At 66.9% G+C, this 20,994-nt stretch carries 26 protein-coding genes; 9 read left to right on the forward strand and 17 right to left on the reverse strand.

Annotated features, from left to right (window positions below; genetic code table 11):
• The first annotated feature begins 58 nt into the window (after positions 1–58).
• Complete coding sequence (locus QT17_RS03185) at positions 59–403, forward strand: hypothetical protein (RefSeq protein ID WP_014510527.1); 345 nt, start codon at positions 59–61, stop codon at positions 401–403.
• A gap of 22 nt (positions 404–425) precedes the next feature.
• Here QT17_RS03185 and QT17_RS03190 read toward each other — a convergent pair whose 3' ends face one another.
• Positions 426–1,745: a S41 family peptidase gene (locus QT17_RS03190; protein ID WP_039456273.1), complete on the reverse strand. Its 1,320-nt coding sequence runs from the start codon at positions 1,743–1,745 to the stop codon at positions 426–428.
• A gap of 77 nt (positions 1,746–1,822) precedes the next feature.
• On the opposite strand from QT17_RS03190, the gene ftsE reads away from it, so the two are divergent.
• Both ftsE and hpf read left to right on the forward strand, forming a co-directional pair.
• Positions 1,823–2,551 (forward strand): cell division ATP-binding protein FtsE, encoded by a 729-nt coding sequence (gene ftsE / locus QT17_RS03195; protein WP_039456138.1) that lies wholly within the window; start codon positions 1,823–1,825, stop codon positions 2,549–2,551.
• The gene (hpf, locus tag QT17_RS03200) at positions 2,548–3,108 is read left to right on the forward strand and encodes a ribosome hibernation-promoting factor, HPF/YfiA family (protein WP_039456141.1); all 561 of its coding nucleotides are present in this window, start codon (positions 2,548–2,550) and stop codon (positions 3,106–3,108) included. Before ftsE ends, hpf begins: the two co-directional genes overlap by 4 nt.
• Here the strand turns inward: hpf and QT17_RS03205 are convergent.
• The 3 genes from QT17_RS03205 to QT17_RS13210 all read right to left on the reverse strand — a co-directional run bounded on the left by QT17_RS03205 (position 3,105) and on the right by QT17_RS13210 (position 5,571).
• Positions 3,105–4,364 (reverse strand): murein hydrolase activator EnvC, encoded by a 1,260-nt coding sequence (locus QT17_RS03205; protein WP_039456143.1) that lies wholly within the window; start codon positions 4,362–4,364, stop codon positions 3,105–3,107. The genes hpf and QT17_RS03205 overlap by 4 nt on opposite strands.
• 1 nt (position 4,365) lies before the next feature.
• Positions 4,366–5,220 carry an ABC transporter permease gene (locus QT17_RS03210; protein WP_039456146.1) on the reverse strand — a complete coding sequence of 285 codons (855 nt, stop codon included), beginning with the start codon at positions 5,218–5,220 and terminating at the stop codon, positions 4,366–4,368.
• 63 nt (positions 5,221–5,283) lie between these two features.
• Positions 5,284–5,571: a hypothetical protein gene (locus QT17_RS13210; RefSeq protein ID WP_235283697.1), complete on the reverse strand. Its 288-nt coding sequence runs from the start codon at positions 5,569–5,571 to the stop codon at positions 5,284–5,286.
• A gap of 112 nt (positions 5,572–5,683) precedes the next feature.
• Between QT17_RS13210 and QT17_RS03220 the strand changes: the two genes are divergently transcribed.
• On the forward strand, positions 5,684–5,929 hold the full coding sequence (locus QT17_RS03220; RefSeq protein ID WP_039456151.1) for a hypothetical protein: 246 nt from the start codon (positions 5,684–5,686) through the stop codon (positions 5,927–5,929).
• Here the strand turns inward: QT17_RS03220 and QT17_RS03225 are convergent.
• The 6 genes from QT17_RS03225 to QT17_RS03250 are packed head-to-tail and all read right to left on the reverse strand — an operon-like array spanning position 5,926 to position 11,819.
• Positions 5,926–6,858, reverse strand: a complete 933-nt coding sequence (locus QT17_RS03225) for a VWA domain-containing protein (protein ID WP_039456276.1) — start codon at positions 6,856–6,858, stop codon at positions 5,926–5,928. The genes QT17_RS03220 and QT17_RS03225 overlap by 4 nt on opposite strands.
• A complete protein-coding gene (locus tag QT17_RS14690; protein WP_039456152.1) occupies positions 6,855–7,775 on the reverse strand; it encodes a VWA domain-containing protein in 921 nt (306 codons plus the stop codon). Before QT17_RS14690 ends, QT17_RS03225 begins: the two co-directional genes overlap by 4 nt.
• Entirely contained in the window at positions 7,742–8,611 is an 870-nt protein-coding gene (locus QT17_RS14820) for a DUF58 domain-containing protein (protein WP_039456155.1), read from the reverse strand. The genes QT17_RS14690 and QT17_RS14820 overlap by 34 nt, the downstream gene beginning before the upstream one ends.
• On the reverse strand, positions 8,571–9,608 hold the full coding sequence (locus tag QT17_RS03240) for a MoxR family ATPase (protein ID WP_039456158.1): 1,038 nt from the start codon (positions 9,606–9,608) through the stop codon (positions 8,571–8,573). The genes QT17_RS14820 and QT17_RS03240 overlap by 41 nt, the downstream gene beginning before the upstream one ends.
• A gap of 58 nt (positions 9,609–9,666) precedes the next feature.
• Complete coding sequence (locus QT17_RS03245; RefSeq protein WP_039456160.1) at positions 9,667–10,761, reverse strand: zinc-binding dehydrogenase; 1,095 nt, start codon at positions 10,759–10,761, stop codon at positions 9,667–9,669.
• Complete coding sequence (locus QT17_RS03250; protein WP_039456163.1) at positions 10,758–11,819, reverse strand: class II aldolase/adducin family protein; 1,062 nt, start codon at positions 11,817–11,819, stop codon at positions 10,758–10,760. Before QT17_RS03250 ends, QT17_RS03245 begins: the two co-directional genes overlap by 4 nt.
• A 44-nt stretch (positions 11,820–11,863) precedes the next feature.
• On the opposite strand from QT17_RS03250, the gene QT17_RS03255 reads away from it, so the two are divergent.
• On the forward strand, positions 11,864–12,838 hold the full coding sequence (locus tag QT17_RS03255) for a P1 family peptidase (protein WP_039456279.1): 975 nt from the start codon (positions 11,864–11,866) through the stop codon (positions 12,836–12,838).
• On the opposite strand, the gene QT17_RS03260 is transcribed toward QT17_RS03255, so the two are convergent.
• The 6 genes from QT17_RS03260 to QT17_RS03285 are packed head-to-tail and all read right to left on the reverse strand — an operon-like array spanning position 12,835 to position 16,366.
• A complete protein-coding gene (locus QT17_RS03260; RefSeq protein WP_052155144.1) occupies positions 12,835–13,845 on the reverse strand; it encodes a S1C family serine protease in 1,011 nt (336 codons plus the stop codon). The genes QT17_RS03255 and QT17_RS03260 overlap by 4 nt on opposite strands.
• A 50-nt stretch (positions 13,846–13,895) precedes the next feature.
• The gene (locus QT17_RS03265) at positions 13,896–14,993 is read right to left on the reverse strand and encodes a YwiC-like family protein (RefSeq protein WP_039456166.1); all 1,098 of its coding nucleotides are present in this window, start codon (positions 14,991–14,993) and stop codon (positions 13,896–13,898) included.
• 43 nt (positions 14,994–15,036) lie between these two features.
• Entirely contained in the window at positions 15,037–15,414 is a 378-nt protein-coding gene (locus tag QT17_RS03270) for a hypothetical protein (protein ID WP_039456169.1), read from the reverse strand.
• Positions 15,411–15,707: an AraC family ligand binding domain-containing protein gene (locus tag QT17_RS03275; protein WP_039456172.1), complete on the reverse strand. Its 297-nt coding sequence runs from the start codon at positions 15,705–15,707 to the stop codon at positions 15,411–15,413. The genes QT17_RS03270 and QT17_RS03275 overlap by 4 nt, the downstream gene beginning before the upstream one ends.
• Positions 15,704–15,904 carry a DUF542 domain-containing protein gene (locus tag QT17_RS03280; RefSeq protein ID WP_039456175.1) on the reverse strand — a complete coding sequence of 67 codons (201 nt, stop codon included), beginning with the start codon at positions 15,902–15,904 and terminating at the stop codon, positions 15,704–15,706. The genes QT17_RS03275 and QT17_RS03280 overlap by 4 nt, the downstream gene beginning before the upstream one ends.
• A 45-nt stretch (positions 15,905–15,949) precedes the next feature.
• Positions 15,950–16,366, reverse strand: coding sequence for an Rrf2 family transcriptional regulator (locus QT17_RS03285; RefSeq protein WP_039456178.1), 417 nt, complete (start codon positions 16,364–16,366; stop codon positions 15,950–15,952).
• Between the two features lie 182 nt (positions 16,367–16,548).
• On the opposite strand from QT17_RS03285, the gene QT17_RS03290 reads away from it, so the two are divergent.
• The 4 genes from QT17_RS03290 (at position 16,549) to QT17_RS03305 (ending at position 20,545) form a co-directional block, all read left to right on the forward strand.
• Positions 16,549–17,214: a cytochrome c gene (locus QT17_RS03290; protein WP_039456181.1), complete on the forward strand. Its 666-nt coding sequence runs from the start codon at positions 16,549–16,551 to the stop codon at positions 17,212–17,214.
• 24 nt (positions 17,215–17,238) lie between these two features.
• Positions 17,239–18,657, forward strand: coding sequence for a cbb3-type cytochrome c oxidase subunit I (locus tag QT17_RS03295; RefSeq protein ID WP_235283701.1), 1,419 nt, complete (start codon positions 17,239–17,241; stop codon positions 18,655–18,657).
• Complete coding sequence (locus QT17_RS03300; protein ID WP_039456183.1) at positions 18,650–18,946, forward strand: hypothetical protein; 297 nt, start codon at positions 18,650–18,652, stop codon at positions 18,944–18,946. The genes QT17_RS03295 and QT17_RS03300 overlap by 8 nt, the downstream gene beginning before the upstream one ends.
• Before the next feature lie 318 nt (positions 18,947–19,264).
• Positions 19,265–20,545 carry a multicopper oxidase domain-containing protein gene (locus QT17_RS03305; RefSeq protein WP_200883375.1) on the forward strand — a complete coding sequence of 427 codons (1,281 nt, stop codon included), beginning with the start codon at positions 19,265–19,267 and terminating at the stop codon, positions 20,543–20,545.
• Between the two features lie 9 nt (positions 20,546–20,554).
• Here QT17_RS03305 and QT17_RS03310 read toward each other — a convergent pair.
• A partial coding sequence (locus tag QT17_RS03310) for a transposase (RefSeq protein ID WP_039456184.1) occupies positions 20,555–20,994 on the reverse strand: 440 nt, incomplete at its 5' end.

Consider the following 20,994-nt stretch of genomic DNA (forward strand, 5'->3'; position numbering starts at 1 on the left):
GGCTCCCTGGGCCTAAGAGGGCTGTTGCGGCCTCTGCCGAAGTCCCCATAATGGTTGCATGGGGGAAACCTTTGCGGAGGTCAAGCGGGAACTCATAGCCCTCCTTCGCCCTGGCGTGCGGGTGCCGAACTGGTCCAAGGCTATGGAGAAAAACCCCGGTCGCCTGAAGAGGCGGGAGTTTGTCGTGCTTGAGGTGGACAAGGCGAAGGGGTTGGCGCTTCAGAGCGGGGAGAAGCGGGTAGAGGTTCCTTGGGGGGCGTTGGAGAACGTCTGGCGGAAGTGGAGGGACTACCGGGAATGCCGCCTGAAAAGAAAAGACCTTGCCGAGAAGAACTTTTTCACCACCTACTGCATCGCCCTTCTCCGTTTCCTGGAAGAGAACCTGGGGGGCCCTCGGGTTTAGGCCCCCCAGGATCGTGTGGCGCCTAGCGGTTCAGCTCCTCCAGGGCCCGCTTGAGGATGGCGTCGTTCTCCAGGTCCAGCACCGCCTGGCCCCGGTCCTCGGGGAGGGGCCTCTGCCGCTGGGGCTCGGCGTAGGTGAACTTCCCCTCGGCGTCCGCCTTCACCTTCACGGTCTTGCCGTTTAGGGTCAGGCTCACCTCCGCCCCCGGCGGGGCCCCTGCCCCCTGGAAGGAGAAGGGGGTGGGGAAGCGGGTGTCCTTGACCTCTATGTCGGGCTTCAGGCCCTCCTTGTTGATGGCCCGGCGCTTGGGCGTGAGCCACTCAAAGGTGACCAGGGTGAGCTCGCCGCCGTTGGCCAGGGTGTAGGGGGTCTGGCCCACGCCCTTGCCAAAGGTCTTCTCCCCGATGATCTTGGCCCGGCCGTAGTCCTGGAGGGCCCCGGCCACGATCTCGCTGGCCGAGGCGGAGTTGCCGTTCACCAGGACCACCATGGGGCCGTCCCAGAGGGGCCTTCCCGAGGCCTCGCACCAGACCCGGGTGAGGTTCTTGGTGCGGGTGTAGACGATGGGGCCTTCCTTCAAGAAGGCGCTGGCCACGGCGCACCCCTGGTCCAGGAGGCCGCCCCCGTTATCCCGGAGGTCAAAGATGAGCTTTTTGGCCCCTTGGGCCTTGAGGTCTTCTATGGCCTTCTTGAGCTGGTCCTCCACCTTGAAGTTGGCGAAGGTTTCCAGGGCGATGTAGCCCACGTCCCCAATGCGGGCGGTGGAAACGGAGATGATCTCCACCTTCTCCCGCACCAGCTCAAAGACCAGGGGGGCCGGTACCCCTTCCCGGCGCACCTTGATGGTGACCTTGGTTCCCTCCCGGCCCCGGATGCGGGCCACCACCTCCTGCAAGGGCAGGCCGGTCACGTCCTCCCCGTCCACCTCGAGGATCACATCCCCCGCCCGCATCCCCGCCCGCTGGGCGGGAAGCCCCTTCATGACCCCTTCAATCTTGGCCCCGGTGCCGTCGGGGTTGGCGGGGCTTAGGGTGGCCCCGATGCCGAAGAACTCGCCCCTGAGGTCCTCCTGGCGGAGGCTTGCCCGCTGGGGCGGGGAGTAGCTGGTGAAGGGGTCCTTGAGGGCGGCCACCATGCCGCCGATGGCCCCCTCCAGGAGGGCGTTGAGCTTCTCCTTGGGCAGGGTTTCCAGGTAGTCCTGCTGGATCCTTTGGTAGACCTCCAGGAGGGCCTGGCCGCTGGGGTTTTGCAGGAGGCTTTCCGCCTGGGGCCTGGGAAGCTGGGCGTAGACCAGGGCAAGGAGCACCCCGATCCCGGCGATGAACCACGCGCGTCGTTTCATCTTCTCCCTCACCTAGCCTCCACTATAGCGCCCTTCCATGAGAAGCAACCGTGGCCCGCCTTGCGTATAGTGGGGGCATGATCGCCTTCCACCGGGTGGGCCTGGAGTACCCCCGCACGGGGACCAAGGCGCTTTACAACGTGAGCCTCGAGGTGAAGAAGGGGGAGTTCGTCTACGTGGTGGGGCACTCGGGGGCGGGGAAGTCCACGCTCCTTTCCCTCATCCTAAGGCGGCTTCTTCCCACCCAGGGGGCGGTCTACTTCGCCGGGCAGAACCTAAAAAACCTCCGGGGCGACCAGGTGGCCCTCCACCGCCGCCGCATCGGCATGGTCTTCCAGGACCACCGCCTCCTAAGGGACCTCACCGTGGAGGAGAACCTAGCCTTCGTGCTGGAGGTGCAAGGCGTGCCCCGGAAGGAGTGGCCGGAGCGCATGGCCACCGCCCTTCGCCGGGTGGGCCTCGCCCACAAAAGGCGGGCTTTCCCCGAGGAGCTTTCCGTGGGGGAGGCCCAGCGGGTGGCCATCGCCCGGGCCCTCCTCCTGGACCCTCCCGTGATCCTGGCGGACGAGCCCACGGGCAACCTGGACCTGGACAATGCCCTCCAGGTCCTGGAGATCCTCAAGGCCGCCCACAGCCGCGGGGCCACGGTGCTGGTGGCCACCCATAGCCGCGAGCTCCTGGAGGCCTACCCCGCCCGGGTGGTGGTCCTCAAGGCGGGGCAGGTGGTGCGGGACGAGCGTCCTGGGGAAGGTGGTAGCATAAGGGTAAGGGAAAGCCCTGACCGGGGCGGAAAGGAGGGTGCATGAACGTCTACAAGCTCATCGGCCGCAACCTGGAGATCACCGAGGCCATCCGGGACTACGTGGAGAAGAAGCTTGCCCGCTTGGACCGCTACCAAAACGGGGAGCTCATGGCCAAGGTGGTCCTCTCCCTGGCGGGGAGCCCCCACGTGGAGCGGAAGGCCAAGGCCGAGGTGCAGGTGGACCTCCCCGGGGGGCTGGTGCGGGTGGAGGAGGAGGACACCGACCTCTACGCCGCCATTGACCGGATGGTGGACCGCCTGGAAACCCAGCTCAAGCGCTTTAAGGAGCGGCGCTTCATCGGCAAGCGCCACTCCTACCAAGGCCCCCCGCCCCCCGAGGTGCGGGACCTGGAGGCCCTGCGCAAGCCCGAGGAGGAGGAAGGCCCTAAGATCGTGCGGGTGAAGCGCTTTGAGATGAAGCCCATGAGCCCGGAGGAGGCCGCCTTCCAGATGGAGGCCTTGGGGCACGACTTCTTCGTCTTCCGCAACGCCGACACCGAGGAGATCAACGTCATCTACCGCCGCAAGGACGGCAACTACGGGCTCATTGCGCCCGCCTAGTAGTAGGCGGCGGGGTCCACGAAGCGGGTCTCCTCCCCCACCCGCACCGCCACGCGGAACTCCAGCTCCTCGGGGCGGATGAGGAGCCCGCCGCCCGTGTACCCGAGAAGCTGGCCCCGGCTCACCTTCTCTCCCTCCTGCACCAGGGGTTCTTGCAGGTTGGTGTAGACGGTGGAGAGGGTTTCCGTGTGCACCAGCATCACCGTGTAGCCCAGGTTGGGCAGGTACAGGATGCCCGCCACGTACCCCTCGGCGGCGGCCTGCACCGGGCTTCCGGGGGCGGGGCCTTGGATCACCTGGAAAGGGCCCTCCTGGCCGTAGGGTACCAGGACCCGCCCCCCGGGCACGGGAAAGGCCAGGCGCCCCACCTGGGCGGGGAGGGGTGGGGGCGGCACCACCACCTGGGGGCGCAAGGCGGCCTGGCGGCGGGCGGCCTCCGCCCTTCGCGCCTCTTCCTGGCGCCTGCGCTCCTCCTCCTGCCGCCTGAGCTCCAAAAGGCGCTGCCTTTCCGCCAGGACCCGGGCCTGGAGGGCGGCGAGCTCCGCCTGGAGCTGCTGCCGTTCCTGGAGGGTGTCCCGCAGGAGGGCCCGCTTGCCCTCTTCCTCCCGTTGCAAAGCGGCCAAGGTGATCAAAAGCCCCTGCCTTTCCCGCTCCAGAGCCGCCTGGGTTTCCGCCAAGGAAGCCTCCTTCTGGGAAAGGTCGGCGAGGAGGAGGCGAAGCCGCTCCCGCTCTTCCCGTAGGGCCTTCAGGGTGCCCTGGAAGGCGCGCACCAAGGCGGTGTCCTGGGCGGAGAGGTAGCCCACCCAGCGCGCCCGCACCGCCAAATCGGTGAAGGACTGGGCCCTGAGGAGGGGCAGGTAGCGCCCGGCCCGTTCCCGGTAGAGGCTTTGCATGAGGGCTTGGAGCCGGGCCTTGAGGCTTTCCAGGTCCCGCTCCAGCTTGGCGATGCGCCCTTCGGTTTCCCGCACCGCCTCCTTGAGCTTTCCGATCTCTTGCCGGAGCTGGGCGCGCTCGCCTTCCAGGCGGGCGATCTCCTTTTCCAACCGGGCCTTTTCCCCCAAAAGGCCCTGCACCCGGGCGGAAAGGCGGGCGAGCTCCCGGTTTAAGGCCTGGATGCGCCGCGCGGTTTCCTGATCCAGGCTCCTGGCCCGGGCCGCCTGGGCCTCGAGGCGGCGCACCGCCTCCTCCTGGGCCTTGAGGTCCTGGGCCAAGCCCAGGAGGGAGAGGCTTAGGAGGAGAAGGAGCCAAAGCCGCACCCTAGACCTCCTTCAGGTAAGCCCGGCTGGCCATGAAGGCCCCCCCGGCCCCCAAGACCCCCGCCAGGGCCAGGACCAGAAGCCCCGTGCGCAGGAGGTCTTCCGGCCCCAGCACTGGCAAAAAGGGGAGAAGCCCCTGTACCGCCTGGGCCAAGGCCCGGTAGAGCAGCCCTCCCAAGGCCACGGCCAAGGCCCCCGCCCCCAGGGTGAGGAAAAGCCCCTCCACCACGAAGGGCCCCTGGATGAAGCGCCGGGTGGCCCCCACCAGGAGCATGATGGAAAGGGCCTCCTTGCGGCTTTCCATGGAAAGACGGATGGAGCCCATGACGCTAAAGAAGGTGTTGAGGAGGAGAAGCCCCACCAGGATCCCCATGGCCAGCCGGCTTCCCCCAAGCACCTGCACCAGGCGCTCCGTGAGCTCCCCACCGTACTCCACCCCTTCTATCCCGGGAAGGCCCCGCAGGCGCGCCGCCACCTGGCGCACCGCCTCGGGGTCCTTAAGCCTGAGGCGCAGGGTGTCGGGCAGGGGGTTTTCCACCAAGTCCTTGGCCTCCGCCAGGTAGGGATAGTCCAGGACCAGCTCTGCCAAGGCCTCCTCCTTGGTGACGAGCCGGGCCTCTGCCACCTCGGGCCAGGATTGGATCTCGCCCAAGACGGCTTCCACGTTGGCCCCTGGCCGCAGGAAGGCCGCCACCTCCAGCTCCTTTTCCAGGGTCTGGACCACCCGTTCCAGGTTCCAAAGGAGGAGGCCCAGGAAGTACAGGAGGGCGAAGGAAACCAAGGCGGTGAAAAAGGTGGCGAGGCTGGCCGTGGGGTGGCGCAGGATCTGCTTTAGGCCCTGGCGGATGGCGTACACGCCCTACATCTTACGCAGGGCTTGGGGCACGCGGATGAGACGAGCTTTAGCGCAGGCGCTGCCTCAGGTGGGCCAAGAGGGTGTCCGCGTCGCCACCCTTTGCCAGATCCGTTCCACCGGACCCTCGGGGTTGAGAAGGATGTTGGCCCGGCTGTGGAAGCCCAGGAGGCTTCGCACCCTGTAGGCCCGGGCCAGCCGGCCTTGGGGGTCGGGGATCATGCCCCAGGACCGCGTGGCTTCCCCTGAAGTCCACGGGGCGGCCATAGCTGTCCTGGGCTTCCGGGAGGGGCGCCAGGGCCCCGGGGCCAGGGCCTTTACCCGGAGGAAGCCCAAGAAAAGGAGAAGGCCCAAGGTGCGCGTGTCCCTAGCGTGGGGGAGGCCTCGAGGAGGGAAGGTGGGCTAGGCTATAGGGAAAAGGAGCTTTCCCCTTTTCCTTTGGCTTTAAGGCTGCTAGGCTTGGGCTATGAAACCCTTCCTTTGGGGTTTGGCCCTGGGGGGGCTTCTGGGTGCGGGGGTGGCCTTTTTGGCCCGGCCCCAGGCGGTGCCGACGCAGCTTACCCTTCCCGCCCCGCCGCAAGAGGGGACTTGCGAGCCCCAGGTCTACCTCTTCCTGAACGGGCAGTTCTTCCGCATGCTTCCCGTGCCCGGTGGAGAGCCCCAGGAGCTTTTCCCGGTGGAGCCCGTGCCCAACCCCTTCGGCGGCTCCTAGGTGGGGGAGAGGTAGCGCCGTAAGCCCACCGCCAAAAGGGCGAGGACCCCGCCCAGGAGGGCGAAAAGGCCCGTGGCCTCGGCCTTTTCCACCTCCAGGCGCACCCCTCGGGCGAGCCTTTGGTAGAGGGCGGAAAGCTCCCGTTCCGAGCGGATCAGGTGGTGCTCCCCGCCCGTCAACTCGGCGATGGCCCAAAGGAGCTCCTCGTCCACCTCGTAGGCCCCGGGGAAGAAGCCGAAGCCCATGACCGGGTCCTCGGGCCCCGGGGTCCAGCCGGGCACGCCCACGCCCACGGCGTGGACCCTCACCCCCATCTTGGCCGCCTCGCCCGCCGCCTCCAGGGGGTCTACGCCCGTGCGGTTCCGCCCGTCGGTGAGGAGGAGGATCTCTCCCTTTCCCCCTGCCTGGCGGATCTGGGCCAGGGCCTCCATGATCCCCTCCCCGATGGCGGTGGAGCGGCCAAACTCCAGGCTGTTTAAGCTTTCCAGGAGGCGCTTTCGGTCCGTGGTGGGGGGGTGGATGGTCTGGGCGTAGCCGCTAAAGGCCACGAGGCCGATGCGAAGCCCCTTGGGAGCTTCGTTGAGGAAGGTGCGGGCCGCTTCCTTGGCGGCCTCGAGGCGGTTCGGCTTCAGGTCCGTGGCCATCATGCTCCGGCTCACGTCCACCGCCAGGACCACCACGTTTTCGCTAGCCTGCCCCGGCAGGGGCAGGAGGGGGCGGCTTGCCGCCAGGGCCAGGAGGAAAAGCCCTAGGGCGAACAGGGCCGTGGGGAGCCAAGGCAAAGGCCCCCGGGCCTCCTTGGCCGCCTCTCGGAGCAGGGCCGCCAGGGGGTGGGGGAGGGCGGCCTTGGGCCGCGCCTTCCAAAGGCCCAAAAGGAGGAAGGCGAGGAGAAGGAGGAGGCTTAGGGCCTCGGGGGCCAAGAGGCTCACGGCCACCTCCCTTCCCGGGCCAGGCCCGCATAGGCTCCGAGGCTAAGGAGCAAGAACCCCCCTACCACCAGGGCCTGGGTGAGCTCCTTGGGGCTCGCTTTCCAAACGTAGTGGGGCTTAAGGGCCTGGTAGAGGGGGCGGAAGTCCTCCTGGAGTACCCCGCCCCCCGTGGCCTGGGCCAGGCGGAGGAGGGTGCCGGGGTCCGTGGGCACGAAGTAAAGCCCCTCCCCGATGCGGCTCACCGCCCCCCGGGGGTCGCCCAGGGGGCGGACAAAGACGGGAAGCCGGGCCTGGGCCAGCTCGGCCGCCGCCTCCAAGGGGTCTTTCCCGGCGTTGGCCGCCCCGTCGGAGAGGAGGAGGATGGCGGCGGGGGGCCTTGCCTCCGGGAGGTCCCGCTCAGGGCCCTCGGGTCGGAGGATGCGCCTTGCCTGTTGGAGCCCTTGGCCCAAGGGGCTCACGCCCCCCGGTTTCAGGCCAGCGAGGGCTTCCAAGAGCGCCTTGCGGTCGGTGGAGGGGGCCAGGACCAAAACCGCCTGGGGACCGAAGCTCACGAGCCCCACCTTCACCGAGGGGTCCAGGCCCTTCAGGAAGGCTCGCACCAAGGCCTTGGCCTTCTCCAGGCGGCTTGGGGCCTCGTCGTCCGCGGCCATGGAGTGGCTGGTGTCCAGCACCACCACGGCCTGGGTGAGGTTTTCCCGCCAGGGCACGGGGGCCTCGGGCCGGCCCGCCGCCAGGAGGAGCAGAAGGGGGGCGAGGAGGTAGGGGAGGGGAAGGGACTTGGGCCTTGGGGCGAAGGCGGGGTCCAGGGCCTGGAGGAGCCGCCTCCTTCCCGCCTCCCCTAAGAGGTAGGCCACGAGGGCGGCCACCCCCAGGAGGAAGGCCCCTAGGAGGAGGGCTTCCGGGCTCTTGAAGGCCATTTTCGCCTCCTTTCCACAAAGCCCAGGAGAAGGGGAAGGAGGTCCATCTCCGTGGAGGCCAGGAGGAGCTCCGCCCCCGCCTTCCCGATCTCCCGCATGCGGGCAAGCCGGTGGGCCTCGGCCCGTCTCCGGTAGGCCTCCCGCACCCTGGGGTCAAAGGCGTTCACCTCCACCTCCAGGCCCGTTTCCGGGTCGCGGAAGCGCCAGACCCCGCCTTCGGGTAGGGCCCGCTCCCAAGGGTCCTCCACCAGGACCGCCACCAGGTCGCGCCGGGCGGCGAGGCGGGCCAGGGCCTCGGCGAAGGGGTCTAGGAAGTCGCTGAAGACGAAGACCAGGCTCCTCCGCCGCGCCACCCTTCCCAGGAGGTCCAGCCCCTCGGCCAGGGGCCTGGCAGGCCCGGGCCTCTTTGCCTCCCGGGCCAGGAGGAGGGCCTGGGCCCTCCCGCCCCTGGGGGGCACGAGGCCAGAGGGGAGGACCGCCCCCACCCGGTTCCCATGCCTTAGGGCGATGTAGGCCACGCTCAGGGCGAGCTCCAGGGCCAGGGTGTACTTCTCCCGCCTCCTGGAGCCAAAGCGCATGGAGGGGCTTCCGTCCAGGAGAAGCCAGAGGGTGAGCTCCCGCTCCTCCCGAAAGCGGCGCACGTGGAGCTCCCCGGTGCGGGCGGTGGCGGGCCAGTCTATGCGCTCCGCCTCGTCCCCCGGGCTATAGGGGGAGATTTCCGCCAGCTCCAGGCTCCTGCCGTAGAACACCCCCCGGTAGTCCCCGAAGAGGAGCCCGTCCAGGGGACGCACCACCTTAAGCTCCAGGCGGGCCAAGAGGGCTTCGGGCGTCTCCATAAGGGTCGTGGAGGGGCACGAAGGGGGCGGGGAAGCGGGCTAGGATGGCGCTTAGCACCGCCTCCGCCGTGATGCCTTCCGCCAGGGCCTGGTAGGAGAGGACCAGGCGGTGGCGGAGGGCGTCTAGGTAAAGGTCCCGCACGTCCTCGGGCAGGGCGTGGGCCCGGCCCCGCACCAGGGCCAGGGCCTTGGCCCCCTGCACCAGGGCCAAGGAGGCCCGGGGGCTGGCCCCGAAGGCCACGTAGGGCTTGAGCTCGTTGAGGCCCGCCCCCTCCAGGTCCCGGGTGGCCTGGACCAGGGCCACGGCGTGCTCCGCCACCTTGGGGTGGACGTAGACCCGGTCCGCCAGGCGGGAAAGGGCTAAAAGCTCCTCCAGGGAGAGGACCTCCTCCACCCGGATCTCCTCCCCCGTGGTCATGCGGCGCACGATCTCCAGCTCCTCGTGGAAGGCGGGGTAGTCCACCACCACCTTGAGGAGGAAGCGGTCCAGCTGGGCCTCGGGCAGGGGGTAGGTGCCCTCGCTTTCAATGGGGTTCTGGGTGGCGAGGACCAGGAAGGGCTTGGGCAGGGGGTAGGTTTCCTTGCCCAGGGTCACCTGGCGTTCCTGCATGGCCTCGAGGAGGGCCGACTGCACCTTGGCCGGGGCCCGGTTGATCTCGTCCGCCAGGAGGAGGTGGGCGAAGATGGGCCCAAGCTCGGTGCGGAACTCCCCTTCCTTGGGGTTGTACACCCGGGTGCCGAGGAGGTCCGCGGGCACCAGGTCGGGGGTGAACTGGATGCGCCGGAAGCTTCCCCCCACCGCCTCCGCCAGGGTCTTCACCGCCAGGGTCTTGGCAAGGCCGGGCACCCCCTCAATGAGGAGGTGGCCCCGGGCCAACAGGGCCACCAGCATCCTCTCCAGGAGGTGGTCCTGGCCCACGATGACCCGCTTGACCTCCTTAAGAAGCCGCCTGAGCTTCTCGCCGGCCTCCAAAAAGGGCTCCTCTTCCCAGGCCATGCCGCCCCCTTCCGCTTTGCCGGCAAGTATAGCCCGAGCCCCTTTTGGCCATCCCCGCCTAGGGCACATTTGGCCGGAAGAGGGCCTTGCCCCGGGCGGAAAGGGCCTCCTTCCAGCGCGCCAAGGGGAAGACGCCCCCCACCAGGCTTTCCAGGCCCGCCAGTTCCGGCAAAAGCGCCACCGCCTGGGCGAACTCCTCCCGGGTGTAGGTGTAGCTTCCGAGAAGCCCCACCTCCTTGAACCAAAAGGGGGAAAGGTCCACCCACGCTAGCCCCGGGGCGCCCAGCAGAAGGACCCTTCCCCCCTCCTCCGCCAGGGCGAGGGCCTCCCGGAAGCCCTGCCCGCTTCCCGAGGCTTCTATCACCCCTTGGTACCCGCCCCGGTGTCCCTCAAAGAGGAGGTAGCGGTAGCCCTTGGCCCGCGCGGCCAGGGCCTCCTTGGCGCTCCCGTAGACCGCGTCCGCCCCGAAGGCCCGGGCCCGCTCCGCCTGGTGGGGGTACTTGGCCACGGCGAGGAGCCTTCCCCCGTAGCCCAAGGCCCGAAGGAGCCTCACCGCCAAAAGGCCCAGGGTCCCCATGCCGAGGACCAGAAGCTCCTCAGGCCAGGGCCTGAGCTTCTTGAGGCCCCTAAGGACCACGGCCAAGGGCTCGGCCAGCACCGCCCGCTCCTCGGGGACCCCGTCGGGGATGGGGTAAAGCCGCTCGGGCCGGGCCAGGACCCACTCCCCCCAGCCTCCCGGGAGGTCCCGGTGGTAGCCCAGCATCCCCGGGGCCAGGGCCCCTTCCGCCACGTTCTGGCAAAGCCCTTCTTCCCCTTTTTGGCACTGGGGGCAGGGGGGAAGCCCCCGGTCGGCGCAGGCCAAAAGGGGGTTCACCGCCACCAGGCTCCCTTCCACCTCCCCCAGGATCTCGTGGCCGAGGACGGCGGGGAAGGAAAAGAAAGGGCTTATGGAGGGGGGGCTTTTGCCGTAGAGGAGGGCGAGGTCCGAGCCGCAGACCCCGCTTAGCCGGACCCGCACCCGCGCGAAGCCTTCCCGCTCGGGCAGGGGCACCTCGGCGAGGGTGAGGGGAAGGAGCCCCTTGGGAAACCGCTTCCCCAGGGCCCGGGCCGCCAGGAAGCGGGGAAGGGAGGGGGTGTAGAGAAGGGCCTTCATGACATGGGCACGGTGCGGATGAGCTTGCCCTCAATGCGCTCCAGGATCTCGTCCAGGCTCCGCCCCGTGATGGTGAGGCCGTGGTTCTTGAGCCCCACCACCGCCCGGGCGGGGTCGGGGGCCTGGCGCACCTTCTCCGCCACCGCCTGGGCGAGCTCGTACGTGCCGCAGGGGTAGTTGAAGGGGGTGGCGGGCACCCCCTCCATCCAGGCGTGGACGTGGAGGATGGCCCCCACCTGGGGGTGCTCCCGGTAGATCATCCAGTGCTCAATGGCGTCCACGCTCACCCGCCTGGGCTCCACGTGGGGGGGAACGGAGAGGAGGATGGCGTTACGCTTGGGGTCGTAGTCCTTCACCATGAGGATGTCCCGGCCGATCTCCTTCAGGTTCGCCTTGTCCACCCCGCTTGCGGACATCCAGAAGCGCCTTTCGTCCTTGCGCACCGAGAGGTTGCCGTAGGAAAGCCCCCCGATGCCGTAAAGCCGCTTCACGTGGCGGAGGTCCTCGGGGGGCAGGATCTCCTCAATGGGGAAGGGGGCGGGGAGGAGGTCCCACTCCTTGAGCTTCTTTCCCGACCGGTACATGCTTTCCGTGAGCGCATCCCCCTGCCAAAGCTCCGGTTCCAGGTCCGGCTCAAAGATGTTGTTGATCACGAGGCGGCTACAGGCGATGGGCCGGAGGCGCTCTGCTACCCGTTCAAGGAAGCCTGCCCCTTCAGGTTCCCGGTAGTGGCCGAGCTCCAGGGTGAGGAACTCCACCCCCTTTCCCGGCACGTAAGCTAAGAGGATGTTGGAAAGGGCCCGCACCAGGTAGGGGTAGAGCTCCTTCAGGGGGTCTTCGGGGTAGTCGGGGAGTTCCAGGACCGAGGCCACAAAGGTGGCCTGGGCCTTGCGGCGGTAGGGCTTGGGGTTTTCCGGGGTGATGGCGTTGAGGACCAGGTTGGGGGCCTCCGCCTCCGGGTTGTGGCGGAAACCCTGGGCCTCCAAGGCTTGGCCAACCCCGTGCAAAAAGGCCTGCAACCTGGGTGTGGGCTCGCCGTGGATGAGGTACTCCCACATACCGCCTCCTTGTCTTGCCCCTAAGCCTACCCCATACTGGGCCCATGGCGGAAGCCTTGTGGGGTGAGGCAGCGCTCTTCCCGGGGCTTAGGGTGGGGCACTTCACCGACCAGGAGGCCCGCACCGGGTGCACCGTGGTCCTGGTGGAGGAGGGGGCGGTGGCGGCGGTGGACGTGCGGGGGGCGGCCCCCGGCACCCGGGAGACCGACCTCCTCCTCCCCGAGAACACCGTGGAGCGGGTGCAGGCGGTCCTCCTCACCGGGGGAAGCGCCTTTGGCCTGGGGGCGGCGGATGGGGTCATGGACTACCTGCGGGAAAGGGGAAAGGGCTTCCCCACCCCGGCGGGGGTGGTGCCCATCGTGCCCGCCGCCGTACTCTACGACCTGGGGCGGGGGGAGGTCTTCAGGCCCCCAGGGAGGGAGGCGGGGTATAGAGCTGCCCTCGCCGCCTCAGGGGCGGTGGCGGAAGGGAGCGTGGGGGCGGGCACGGGGGCGGTGGCGGGTGGGGTCAAAGGGGGCTTTGGCCTTGCCGGTTACCGCCTGGAAGAGGGCTATCGGGTGGCGGCCTTGGCGGCGGTGAACAGCCTGGGCCGCCCCTTTGACCCGGCCACGGGAAGGCTTTACGCCGAGCCCTTCCTGGCCGAGGCGGAACGGGCGCTCCTTCCGGACCTTTCCCGCTACCGGGGTTTTCCCGAGGACTACCGCTTTCCCCTGCTTCTTGGCCAAAACACCACCCTAGGGGTGGTGGCCACGGACGCTCCCCTCACCAAGGCGGAGGCCAAGCGGCTTGCCATCATGGCCCAGGATGGGCTTGCCCGGGCCCTCCGCCCCGCCCACACCCCTTTGGACGGGGACCTGGTCTTCGCCCTGGCCTTGGGGGAGGGCAGGGGGGTGGGCCCCATGGCCCTTTTGCGCCTGGGGGCCTACGCCGCCGACGCTTTGGCCCGGGCCATCGCCCGGGCGGTGCTCCTGGCGGAAGGGATGCCGGGCGTGCCCACTTACCGGGAGGTTGTGGGCTAGCGCCCCGGGAAGGGGGCGAGGACTGCTTCCACTTGGAAGACCTCGCTTCCCCTTCGCACGGTGAGGCGCACCTTTTCCCCCACCTCCCGCTTGCGCACCTCCCGCAGGAGGTCCTCAAAGGAGTTCACCGGGGTGCCGTCCACCTCGAGGATCACGTCGGGCACCCCGCCGGACTCCAGCCCCTTAAGCCCTACCCGGTGGGCGGCCCCGCCCGGCACCACCTCTCCCACCAGCACCCCGCCCGGGGGAAGCCCGAGCTGCTGGGCGAGCTCCGGGGTCAAGGCCCTGGGCCCCCGGAGGCCCAGGTAGGGCCAGTAGCTCTTTCCACCCGCCTCCAGGGTGGCCAGGGCCTCCCTCCGGCCGAAGAGGGGGGTGAAGAAGCTCCGGAAGCCCTCCTCCGTCTGGCCGATGGCCACCGCCACCCCCAGGACCTTCCCGCTTGCGTCCAGGACCGGCCCCCCCGAGTCCCCGGGGGCGAGGGGGAGGGAGGTCTCCACGAGGCCCGGGGGGAGGAAGGGGGAAGGGCTCACCTCGAGGCGGGTCACCCGCCCGTACCGGGGGGCGATGAACTGGCCCCGGCCGTTGCCGATGTGGACCACGGCCTCCCCCACCCGGGGCCGCCTTGCCGTTTCCAGGGGAAGGGTTTTGGCAGGGGTTTCCTCCGTGGCCAGCACCGCCAGGTCCAAGGGCTCGGCGAAGCCCAAAAGCCGCGCCGCCACGCGCTTGCCGTCGGCCAGGACCAGGGTGTAGGGCCCGCCTTCCGCCACCACGTGGTAGGCGGTGAGGACGAGGCCCGGGGCGTAGAAGAAGCCTGTGCCCCGGCTTCCCTCGGGGCCTTCTATGCGCAGGGCGGCGGGGTGGGCCTCCCGGTAGACGGCCTGGAGGGCCTCGGCGGGCGCCTGGATGGGCTCGGCCCAGGCCCTAGGCGGTTTAAGGAGGCCAAGGGAAAGGTTGAGGAGGGCGAGGAGGAGGGGCAGTAAGAGGAGTAGGCCCCAGGCTTTGCGCATAGCCCCATTTTCCGCCATCCCCTGGGGCAAAGAAGGTGCTTGGGCCCACCCTAGTGCCAAAGGAGGAGGAGCCCCAGGAGGAAAAACCCCACCCCCGGCCACGGAGGGGGCCGGCGGAGCAGGGCGTGGGCCAGGACCACCCCGAGGAGGGCAAGGAGGGGGTGCGGGGAAAGCTGGGCCCCCAGGGCCAGGTAAAGGAGGCCCAAAAGGGCGTTCAGGTCGTAAAGGCCCAGGGCGAAGCGGGCCGCCCGGGGTACCTCCTTCTGGAAGGCAAGCCAAAGGCTAAGCGCGAAGGCGAGCCCCACCAGGCTCCACCCCAAAAGGCGGTGGAGGCTTGGCGCCCCAAGAAGGGCGGTGGGAAGCCCCATCCAGGTGTATCCGAGGGCGGCGAGGAGGACCAGGAGGAGGCCAAAGCCCATCTGCGTCCAGCCGATGACCCTAGCCGGTACTGGGGGGCGAAAGAGGGCGTAGCCCCCGTAAAGGGCGAGGGCGAGAAGCCCAAGGAAGACGGCAAAGGGAAGAAGGCCTCTTTGCGCCAGGAGGAAGGCAAAAGACGCCGATAAGAAAAGGGCGAGGAGGGCTGGGTAGCGCTTAGGGAAGGTGCCCCGGGCCCTTAGCACCTGGGTGCGGGCGTAGTAAAGGGCGGCCAGGTCCCGTAGGGCCAGGGCCAGGAAGCTTCCCCAGGCCACCTGGGCCCCAAGGCCCCCCGCCAGCGCCCCCGCCGGGGCCAAGGCGGCCATAAACAGGGCGGCGGCCACCTCGGGGAAAAGGTCCCGCGACCTCCCCCGGGCGTCGGCCCAGGCCACGAAGGCCCCCAGGGGCAAGGCGAGGAGGAGGGGTAGGAGGAAGGGGCCTTGGGCGGTGAGGGCGGTGAGGAGGAGGCCCAAAAGGGCCAGGAGGAGGTAGGCGCCCCCCACCTTTAAGGCCAGGTCCGTGCGGGGGTAGCGCTTGCCCCTCCGCAGGTCCTGGTAGGCGAGCTTTAAGGGGTGCCGCGCCAGAAAGCCGAAAAGGCCCAGGAGGAAAAGCCCCAGGGTGTGGGGCCCAGGGGAGAGGAGGAGGCCCAGGAGCACCGGCTCCAACGTGAAGCCCCAGCCCCCGTGCTCCGTGGGCAGGGCCACCTGCTTTAGGGGAACGCTCATGCCACGCATCCTCGCCTCCAGGGTAGGGGAAGGAGGGCGGGGCAAAGGTCCCTTACCCCCATAGCACCTCCAGCATCAACAGGGCGAAAAGAAGCCCGGCCAAGGCGGAAACCCCGGCGAAGAAGCCCCAGATCCCGGCACCCCAGGCGAACCCCCAGGAGAGGGCCATGCCCCCAAGCCCAAGGTTGGCAAGGCCCACCTGGAGGAGGGCGAGCCCAGGCCGCCGGAAGACCACCCCCCGGAACCGGGGCAGGGCATGGTAGGCCACGCCGTAGATCATGAGCCCCACAAAGCCCAAAAGCTGCATGTGGGCGTGAGCGGGCCGCCAGGTGTAGGGCAGGAAGCCGAGCCCCAAGAAGAGCCCTACCCAGGTGGCGGCCACAAACCAAAGAAGGGCACTCGTGAGGGCCAGGCGGCTAGCTAGGATCATGGCCTGGGGGTGACGATGCCGAGCACCAAAAACTGCCCCTGGCCAGCCCGCGCTCCATGGGGCTCGCCCGGGGCTGCGGCAAGAAGGACCCCGGGGGTGGCGTGTACCTCCTTTTCTCCAGCCCACAGGATGCCCTCGCCCTCCAGACAGAGGAGGTGGACCCGGGGCTCCCCCACCCCCTTCACTTCCTGACCCGACCTCAGGCTGAAGAGGACGAGCCGCACTTCGGGATGGTCAGCCAGGAGTTCCACACCCCGCACCGCTCCATAACGCGCCTTTTCCAAGAGGTTCACCGCTGGCCCTCCTCCAGGAAATCGGCCAGGGCCTGCAGGACCTCTTTAGGGTCCCGCCCGGCTTGCTTGGCCGCTTCCTCCAAGGGCTCAGCCCCGCCGCAGCAAGTGTCCAAACCGAGCCCGCTCAAAAGCCGTACCGCTTCCGGGTAACGTTGCAAGATCTCGTTGACTGGGGTGGTTAGGGTGATCCCTTCCATGCCCTTAGCCTGGAGGGCTGAGGGTAGGTGGGGCCATGACCTGGGTCAAACCTTTTCCGGAAGGAGGTCTTTGAGGGTGAGGCCCCCTAGGGTTTTCCGGATTTCCAGGTTCATGCGCACCAGGTTGGGCTTGAGGTAGCAGACCCCCCGCCGTTCCTCGGTGGGGCAGCGTTTTAGGGTGGCGCAGAGGTCCAGGGCCACGGGGCCGGAGAGGGTCTCCATGACCTTGAGGAGGCTGATCTCTTCAGGAGCACCTTTGAGCCACACTCCTCCTGCGCGTCCCATCCGGCTTTCCACCAGCCCCGCCTTGGCCAGCTTGGAAAGCACCTTGGCCATAAAGGCAGGGGGGGCTTTGAGTTTTTGGGCGATCTCCACCGCGGAGAGGCCTGGTTCCTCCGCCAAAAGAAGGAGGGCGTGCAGGGCATAGGACTCTTCCCGCCGAAGAAGGCTGCGCACGGGCATGCCCGTATGGTACGCCGCACTAGCTTAACCCTGGTGAGAGGGCGTTCCCTTAAGGGGTCCAAAGTGAGTGTGGGTCCTAGAATGTGGCGCTTTTCTGGGACTTTTGCCCTTGACCTAAGTCATGGAAAGCCGGCCTCTCAAGTCCGAGTTTAGAGGTCGGAGGTGAAAGGAGGGTTTAGGATATGGAGATCGGTTGGATAGAGACCACCATCGGGGCCCTCTTCGCTACGGCGATCCTCACCCTTTGGCTGTCCCGGGGTTCGGGATGGCTGGAGCCCCGTTTCTGGCGGAATGCGGCCTGGGTTAGCGCCTTAATCATGACGGGGATCCTCGTTTACCTGACGATTGATTCCCTAAACCAGATCCGGGAAGGCTCAGCTAGAGTCCCCGCTTACACGGTGATAAACAAGGCAATCGGGCTTAAGCGGGACTACGAAAAGCACCGGGACATCCCAGTGATCGGTGACGAGGTGGGGTTTTTTGGAAGGACGTGGAGCGAGGAGGAGGCCTACGCCCTGGTGAACAAGGGCAAGCTGACCCTGCAGAGCCGCAACTGCATGGACTGCCATACCCTTCTCGGTAATGGGGCCTACTTCGCTCCGGACCTGACCCGAGCTTGGCTTGATCCCAAATGGGAGAACATGGTGATGTCCATGACCGGTAAGGCTACCAAGGAGGAGGCCATGGCCGAGTGGCTGCAGCATCCGGACCGCTACCCCACCTTTGCTCGGCGGATGCCTAACCTCCATCTCAGTGAAGAGGAGGCGCGCGCTTTGGTGGCCTTCCTGAAGTGGATGTCGGCGATAGACACCAACGGCTTCCCTGACCGTTTCGCAGGGGTGCAGTAAGGGAGGAGAAGGATGACAGAGGTTATGCCCAAGGGTAAGCTTTACGAGTCGCAAAAGCTGGCCCTCTTGTACTTCTGGGTAGCCCTGGCCCTTTTCGGAGCCCAGATCCTTTTTGGCCTTTTGGCTGCGTGGCAGTATTTAGACCCCGGTTTCCTCTACGGGAAGCTCAACTTCATGACCAACCGGATGCTCCACATCAACGCCATGATTGTCTGGCTTCTTCTAGGCTTCATGGGTGGGGTCTATTGGTTCTTGCCCCTGGAGCTGGGCCGGGAAGTGGTAGGCATCCGGCTGGCACGCTTTGCCTTCTTTACCCTCGTGGCCGCGGTGGGCGTGGTGGTCCTGGTCTACCTCCTGGTGCAGTACGGGCCGGGCAATGCCTTTACCCTGTGGTTCATCACCGAGGGGCGGGAATACATAGAAGCCCCGCGCTGGGCCGATCTTGGCATCGTGGCGGTGATGGCCATCTTCCTCTACAACGTGGTAGCCACGGCGCTGAAAGCGAAGCGGATCACGGGTGTAGTGGCGGTCCTGATGTTTGACCTAGTGGCCTTGGCGGGGCTTTACACAGCCGGCATGCACTATACCCCAAACATTTCCATGGACCAGTACTTCTGGTGGTGGGTGGTGCACCTTTGGGTGGAGGCTACCTGGGAGGTTTTGGTGGGCTCCATCATGGCCATGGCCCTGATGCATCTCTTGGGGACGCCCCGGCGCATTGTGGAAACCTGGCTCTATCTGGAGGTGGCCCTTGTCTTCGGCACCGGTATCCTCGGCCTCGGCCACCACTACTTCTGGATCGGCACGCCCGAGTACTGGCTGGGCCTAGGGGGCTTCTTCAGCGCCCTCGAGCCCATACCTTTGGTGGCCATGGTGGTCCACGCTGTTTACGATGCCGGGATGCACCGCATGCAAACGGTAAACCAGCCCGCCCTCTTCTGGGCGATCGCTCAAGCCTTCGGAAACTTTATCGGGGCTGGGGTCTGGGGTTTCATGCAGACACTCCCCCAGATCAATCTCTACTCCCATGGCACCCAGCTGGCCCCGGCCCACGGCCACCTGGCCTTCTTCGGGGCCTATGTGACAGCCATCTTGACCGTGATCTACATGGCTCTTCACCAGGTGCGCCGAGCCGACTGGCCTCGTTTTGACTCCAAGCTTTGGAAGTGGGCTTTTGTGCTAATGGTGGTGAGCATCTTTGGCATGTCCGCAGCCATGACCGTGGCGGGTTTCACCCAGACCATGGTGGAACGGGCTATTGGCGGAAGCACTTGGCAAGCCTACATTGAAGCCCAGACCCATCCCTGGTTCCAAAACGGCATGGTTTGGCGCTTTGTCTTCGGGGTTTTCTTCTTGGTGAGCTACCTGGTCCTCCTTTGGGACCTCGCCACCATTGGAAAGGGACGGGCTGCTCAGGCCAAGGGGGTGGGGGCCCATGACTAGCGAGGCGGTGCGGAACCTCATGCTTTCCGGGATGCTCATGGTGTCGGCTGCGGGGTTCTACGCCATGTTCTACGCCCTGGGGCGGATGCTGGGAAGGCCTTCGCTGGTGGCCTTTTCCTACATTTTTGCTGTGTTGCAAGCCATGGGCGCTTTGGGCATGATTGTCCCGCCCCACCTGGATCCCTTCTGGAAGTATCTAATCGCCTTCAGCTCCTTGGTCTACCTGTTCGTGCCCCAAGGGATGTGGTGGGTGGTAACCACCTTCCACGAACGGGAGTACACCCATTAAGCTTCGGTACAAGGGCTCCCCGGATTAATCCGGGGAGCCCTTGTCGTGCCAAGGGTTTGTTTAAGGCCCTGTGTACGAGAGGCGTGCCGCTGCTGTAGCACCTTTTCGGTGGTTCCCTAAAGGGAAAGCAGCTCTAGCACCTCCGGCACCTGGACAAAAGTTTAGCCTGACCATTGGGTTTTGACTTGGGTTACACCGAGGGGTTGCCCTGTCTCAGGGCTGTGGCTTGGGACATCTGTCACAAGGACACCTGTCCTTGGGGGTAGGTGCTAAAACGTGGATGGAGAGGTCCGAGTTAGGACCTGCCGGAGGTGAGCGATGAAAGGTGCAAGGTTCCTACTGATGGCGGCGGTGGCCCTGGGGGTGCCGGCCCTAGCGGCGGTCAAGCGCTTTGAGCTTACGGCGCAAAGCAGCGTCTTCCCCGTGGACGAGGGGGTTTACGTAAAGGGGTTCTCCTTTGACGGCACGAGCCCGGGGCCCATGCTGGTGGTGGAGGAAGGCGACACGGTGGAGATCGTTCTGAGGAACGCGGATAGCGTAACCCACGGACTATCTATCCACGCGGCCAACACCCAGACGTCCAAGTTCCTGGGCAACGTCCAGCCGGGGGAGGAGCGGGTCTTCCGTTTCACCGCCGACTTCCCGGGCGTCTTCATGTACCACTGCGCCCCCGGGGGGCATGGGATTATGGCCCATACCATGGGCGGACAGCACGGCATGATCGTGGTGGAGCCGAAAAAGAAGTACCGCCTCGAGGCTGAGCTTAAGCGCCCGCCCGACCTCAAGCTCTACATCGTCCAGAGCGAGTGGTACGCTTCGGGGAGGGACTTCTTTGATGGCAAAGCCACCTACGTGGTCTTCAACGGATACAACTTCCGTTACGTCAATGAGCCCATTCCCGTGCGGCCGGGCGACTACGTGCGCATCTACTTCCTTAACGCCGGTCCCAGCCTCACCAGCACCTTCCACGTGGTGGGGGGCATTTGGGAGTACATCTACTACCAGGGAAACCCGGACAACGTCATGAAAGGCAGCCAGACCGTGTTGGCAGGCCCTTCGGACTCCTGGGTTATTGAGTGGCGGGTGCCCCCGGTGGAAGGGGACTACGCCCTGGTAACCCACGTGTTCAATACCGCCATTAAGGGAGCCTTGGGGATACTTCGGGCCAAGAAGGACGCTCCTCGGATAGGTGAGGTACGGGCGGAAGGACCCAAGGCTCTCACCGCCATCCCTGCGGACGCTAAGCGAGTGCTGGACCCCTATGGCCTGGGAACGCCTGACCACGAGCACACGGTGCGCGTGCCCCTGGACCCCGCCTTGGCCCAGCCCGTGGCGGTGGGCGCCAAGGCCCTGGAGCCCTTGCCTGTCCGGGTGCAGATGGTGGGCAACTCCTTCTATCCCAAGATCCTGGAAATCCCTGTGGGTACCACGGTGGAGTTCGTCAACGAGGACGTCTTTGACCTCTTGGAGGGGGAACGCACGGGACGGCACGACGCCGTGGTGATCAACGTTCAAGGGCCCGAGCCCTTTGTTACCCCCAAGCTGGGTCATGGGGAGCGGTACCGCATCACCTTCACCCAGCCCGGGGAGTACACCTAACCCAAGTTGCTACCCAGCCATCTTCTGGGTCAGGAGACTGATGTTATGGGCCAGGACGAAGGTGAGAACTTTGATGACGAAACCCTCCTGGGTCACGGCGTGGATGCGCCTGGGGAAGAGGTGATGGAGCATGCTCCCCACCGTCTCCACCACCCTCCGCCCCACGATGGCCAGGTACTGCATCCAAGGGAGATACCGCCGGCTGTTCCTCCTGCGGATGACCATGGGAACAACCTCCTGGGCCTCCCGGAGGAGGTCCTCGTACAGATGGCTCTCGTACCCCCGGTCCAGGTAGAGCTCCGCCCCCTCGGGAAGGTCCAGGGGAAGGAGGAGAAGCGAAGCGAGGTCGTGGAAGCTCCCCGGGGTCAGGTTCACCTCGTGGACGAACTTCCCGTCGTCCACCAGGAGGTGGAGCTTGAGGCCGTGGAAGTAGACCCGCTTGCTGGGGA

The sequence above is a fragment of the Thermus sp. 2.9 genome (assembly GCF_000794385.1).
Taxonomy (GTDB): domain Bacteria; phylum Deinococcota; class Deinococci; order Deinococcales; family Thermaceae; genus Thermus; species Thermus thalpophilus.

What these genes read in the sequence shown, in the direction of transcription:
- QT17_RS03185 (WP_014510527.1), top strand. Translation starts at nt 59, where the DNA reads ATGGGGGAAACCTTTGCGGAGGTCAAGCGGGAACTCATAGCCCTCCTT.
- QT17_RS03220 (WP_039456151.1), top strand. Translation starts at nt 5,684, where the DNA reads ATGAAACCCTTCCTTTGGGGTTTGGCCCTGGGGGGGCTTCTGGGTGCG.
- QT17_RS03270 (WP_039456169.1), bottom strand. Translation starts at nt 15,414, where the DNA reads ATGATCCTAGCTAGCCGCCTGGCCCTCACGAGTGCCCTTCTTTGGTTT.
- QT17_RS03245 (WP_039456160.1), bottom strand. Translation starts at nt 10,761, where the DNA reads ATGAAGGCCCTTCTCTACACCCCCTCCCTTCCCCGCTTCCTGGCGGCC.
- QT17_RS03265 (WP_039456166.1), bottom strand. Translation starts at nt 14,993, where the DNA reads ATGCGTGGCATGAGCGTTCCCCTAAAGCAGGTGGCCCTGCCCACGGAG.
- QT17_RS03250 (WP_039456163.1), bottom strand. Translation starts at nt 11,819, where the DNA reads ATGTGGGAGTACCTCATCCACGGCGAGCCCACACCCAGGTTGCAGGCC.
- QT17_RS03285 (WP_039456178.1), bottom strand. Translation starts at nt 16,366, where the DNA reads ATGCCCGTGCGCAGCCTTCTTCGGCGGGAAGAGTCCTATGCCCTGCAC.
- QT17_RS03305 (WP_200883375.1), top strand. Translation starts at nt 19,265, where the DNA reads ATGAAAGGTGCAAGGTTCCTACTGATGGCGGCGGTGGCCCTGGGGGTG.
- QT17_RS03255 (WP_039456279.1), top strand. Translation starts at nt 11,864, where the DNA reads ATGGCGGAAGCCTTGTGGGGTGAGGCAGCGCTCTTCCCGGGGCTTAGG.
- QT17_RS03190 (WP_039456273.1), bottom strand. Translation starts at nt 1,745, where the DNA reads ATGAAACGACGCGCGTGGTTCATCGCCGGGATCGGGGTGCTCCTTGCC.
- QT17_RS03280 (WP_039456175.1), bottom strand. Translation starts at nt 15,904, where the DNA reads ATGGAAGGGATCACCCTAACCACCCCAGTCAACGAGATCTTGCAACGT.
- QT17_RS14690 (WP_039456152.1), bottom strand. Translation starts at nt 7,775, where the DNA reads ATGGCCTTCAAGAGCCCGGAAGCCCTCCTCCTAGGGGCCTTCCTCCTG.
- QT17_RS03300 (WP_039456183.1), top strand. Translation starts at nt 18,650, where the DNA reads ATGACTAGCGAGGCGGTGCGGAACCTCATGCTTTCCGGGATGCTCATG.
- QT17_RS03260 (WP_052155144.1), bottom strand. Translation starts at nt 13,845, where the DNA reads ATGCGCAAAGCCTGGGGCCTACTCCTCTTACTGCCCCTCCTCCTCGCC.
- QT17_RS14820 (WP_039456155.1), bottom strand. Translation starts at nt 8,611, where the DNA reads ATGGAGACGCCCGAAGCCCTCTTGGCCCGCCTGGAGCTTAAGGTGGTG.
- QT17_RS03240 (WP_039456158.1), bottom strand. Translation starts at nt 9,608, where the DNA reads ATGGCCTGGGAAGAGGAGCCCTTTTTGGAGGCCGGCGAGAAGCTCAGG.
- QT17_RS03295 (WP_235283701.1), top strand. Translation starts at nt 17,239, where the DNA reads ATGCCCAAGGGTAAGCTTTACGAGTCGCAAAAGCTGGCCCTCTTGTAC.
- QT17_RS03290 (WP_039456181.1), top strand. Translation starts at nt 16,549, where the DNA reads ATGGAGATCGGTTGGATAGAGACCACCATCGGGGCCCTCTTCGCTACG.
- hpf (WP_039456141.1), top strand. Translation starts at nt 2,548, where the DNA reads ATGAACGTCTACAAGCTCATCGGCCGCAACCTGGAGATCACCGAGGCC.
- ftsE (WP_039456138.1), top strand. Translation starts at nt 1,823, where the DNA reads ATGATCGCCTTCCACCGGGTGGGCCTGGAGTACCCCCGCACGGGGACC.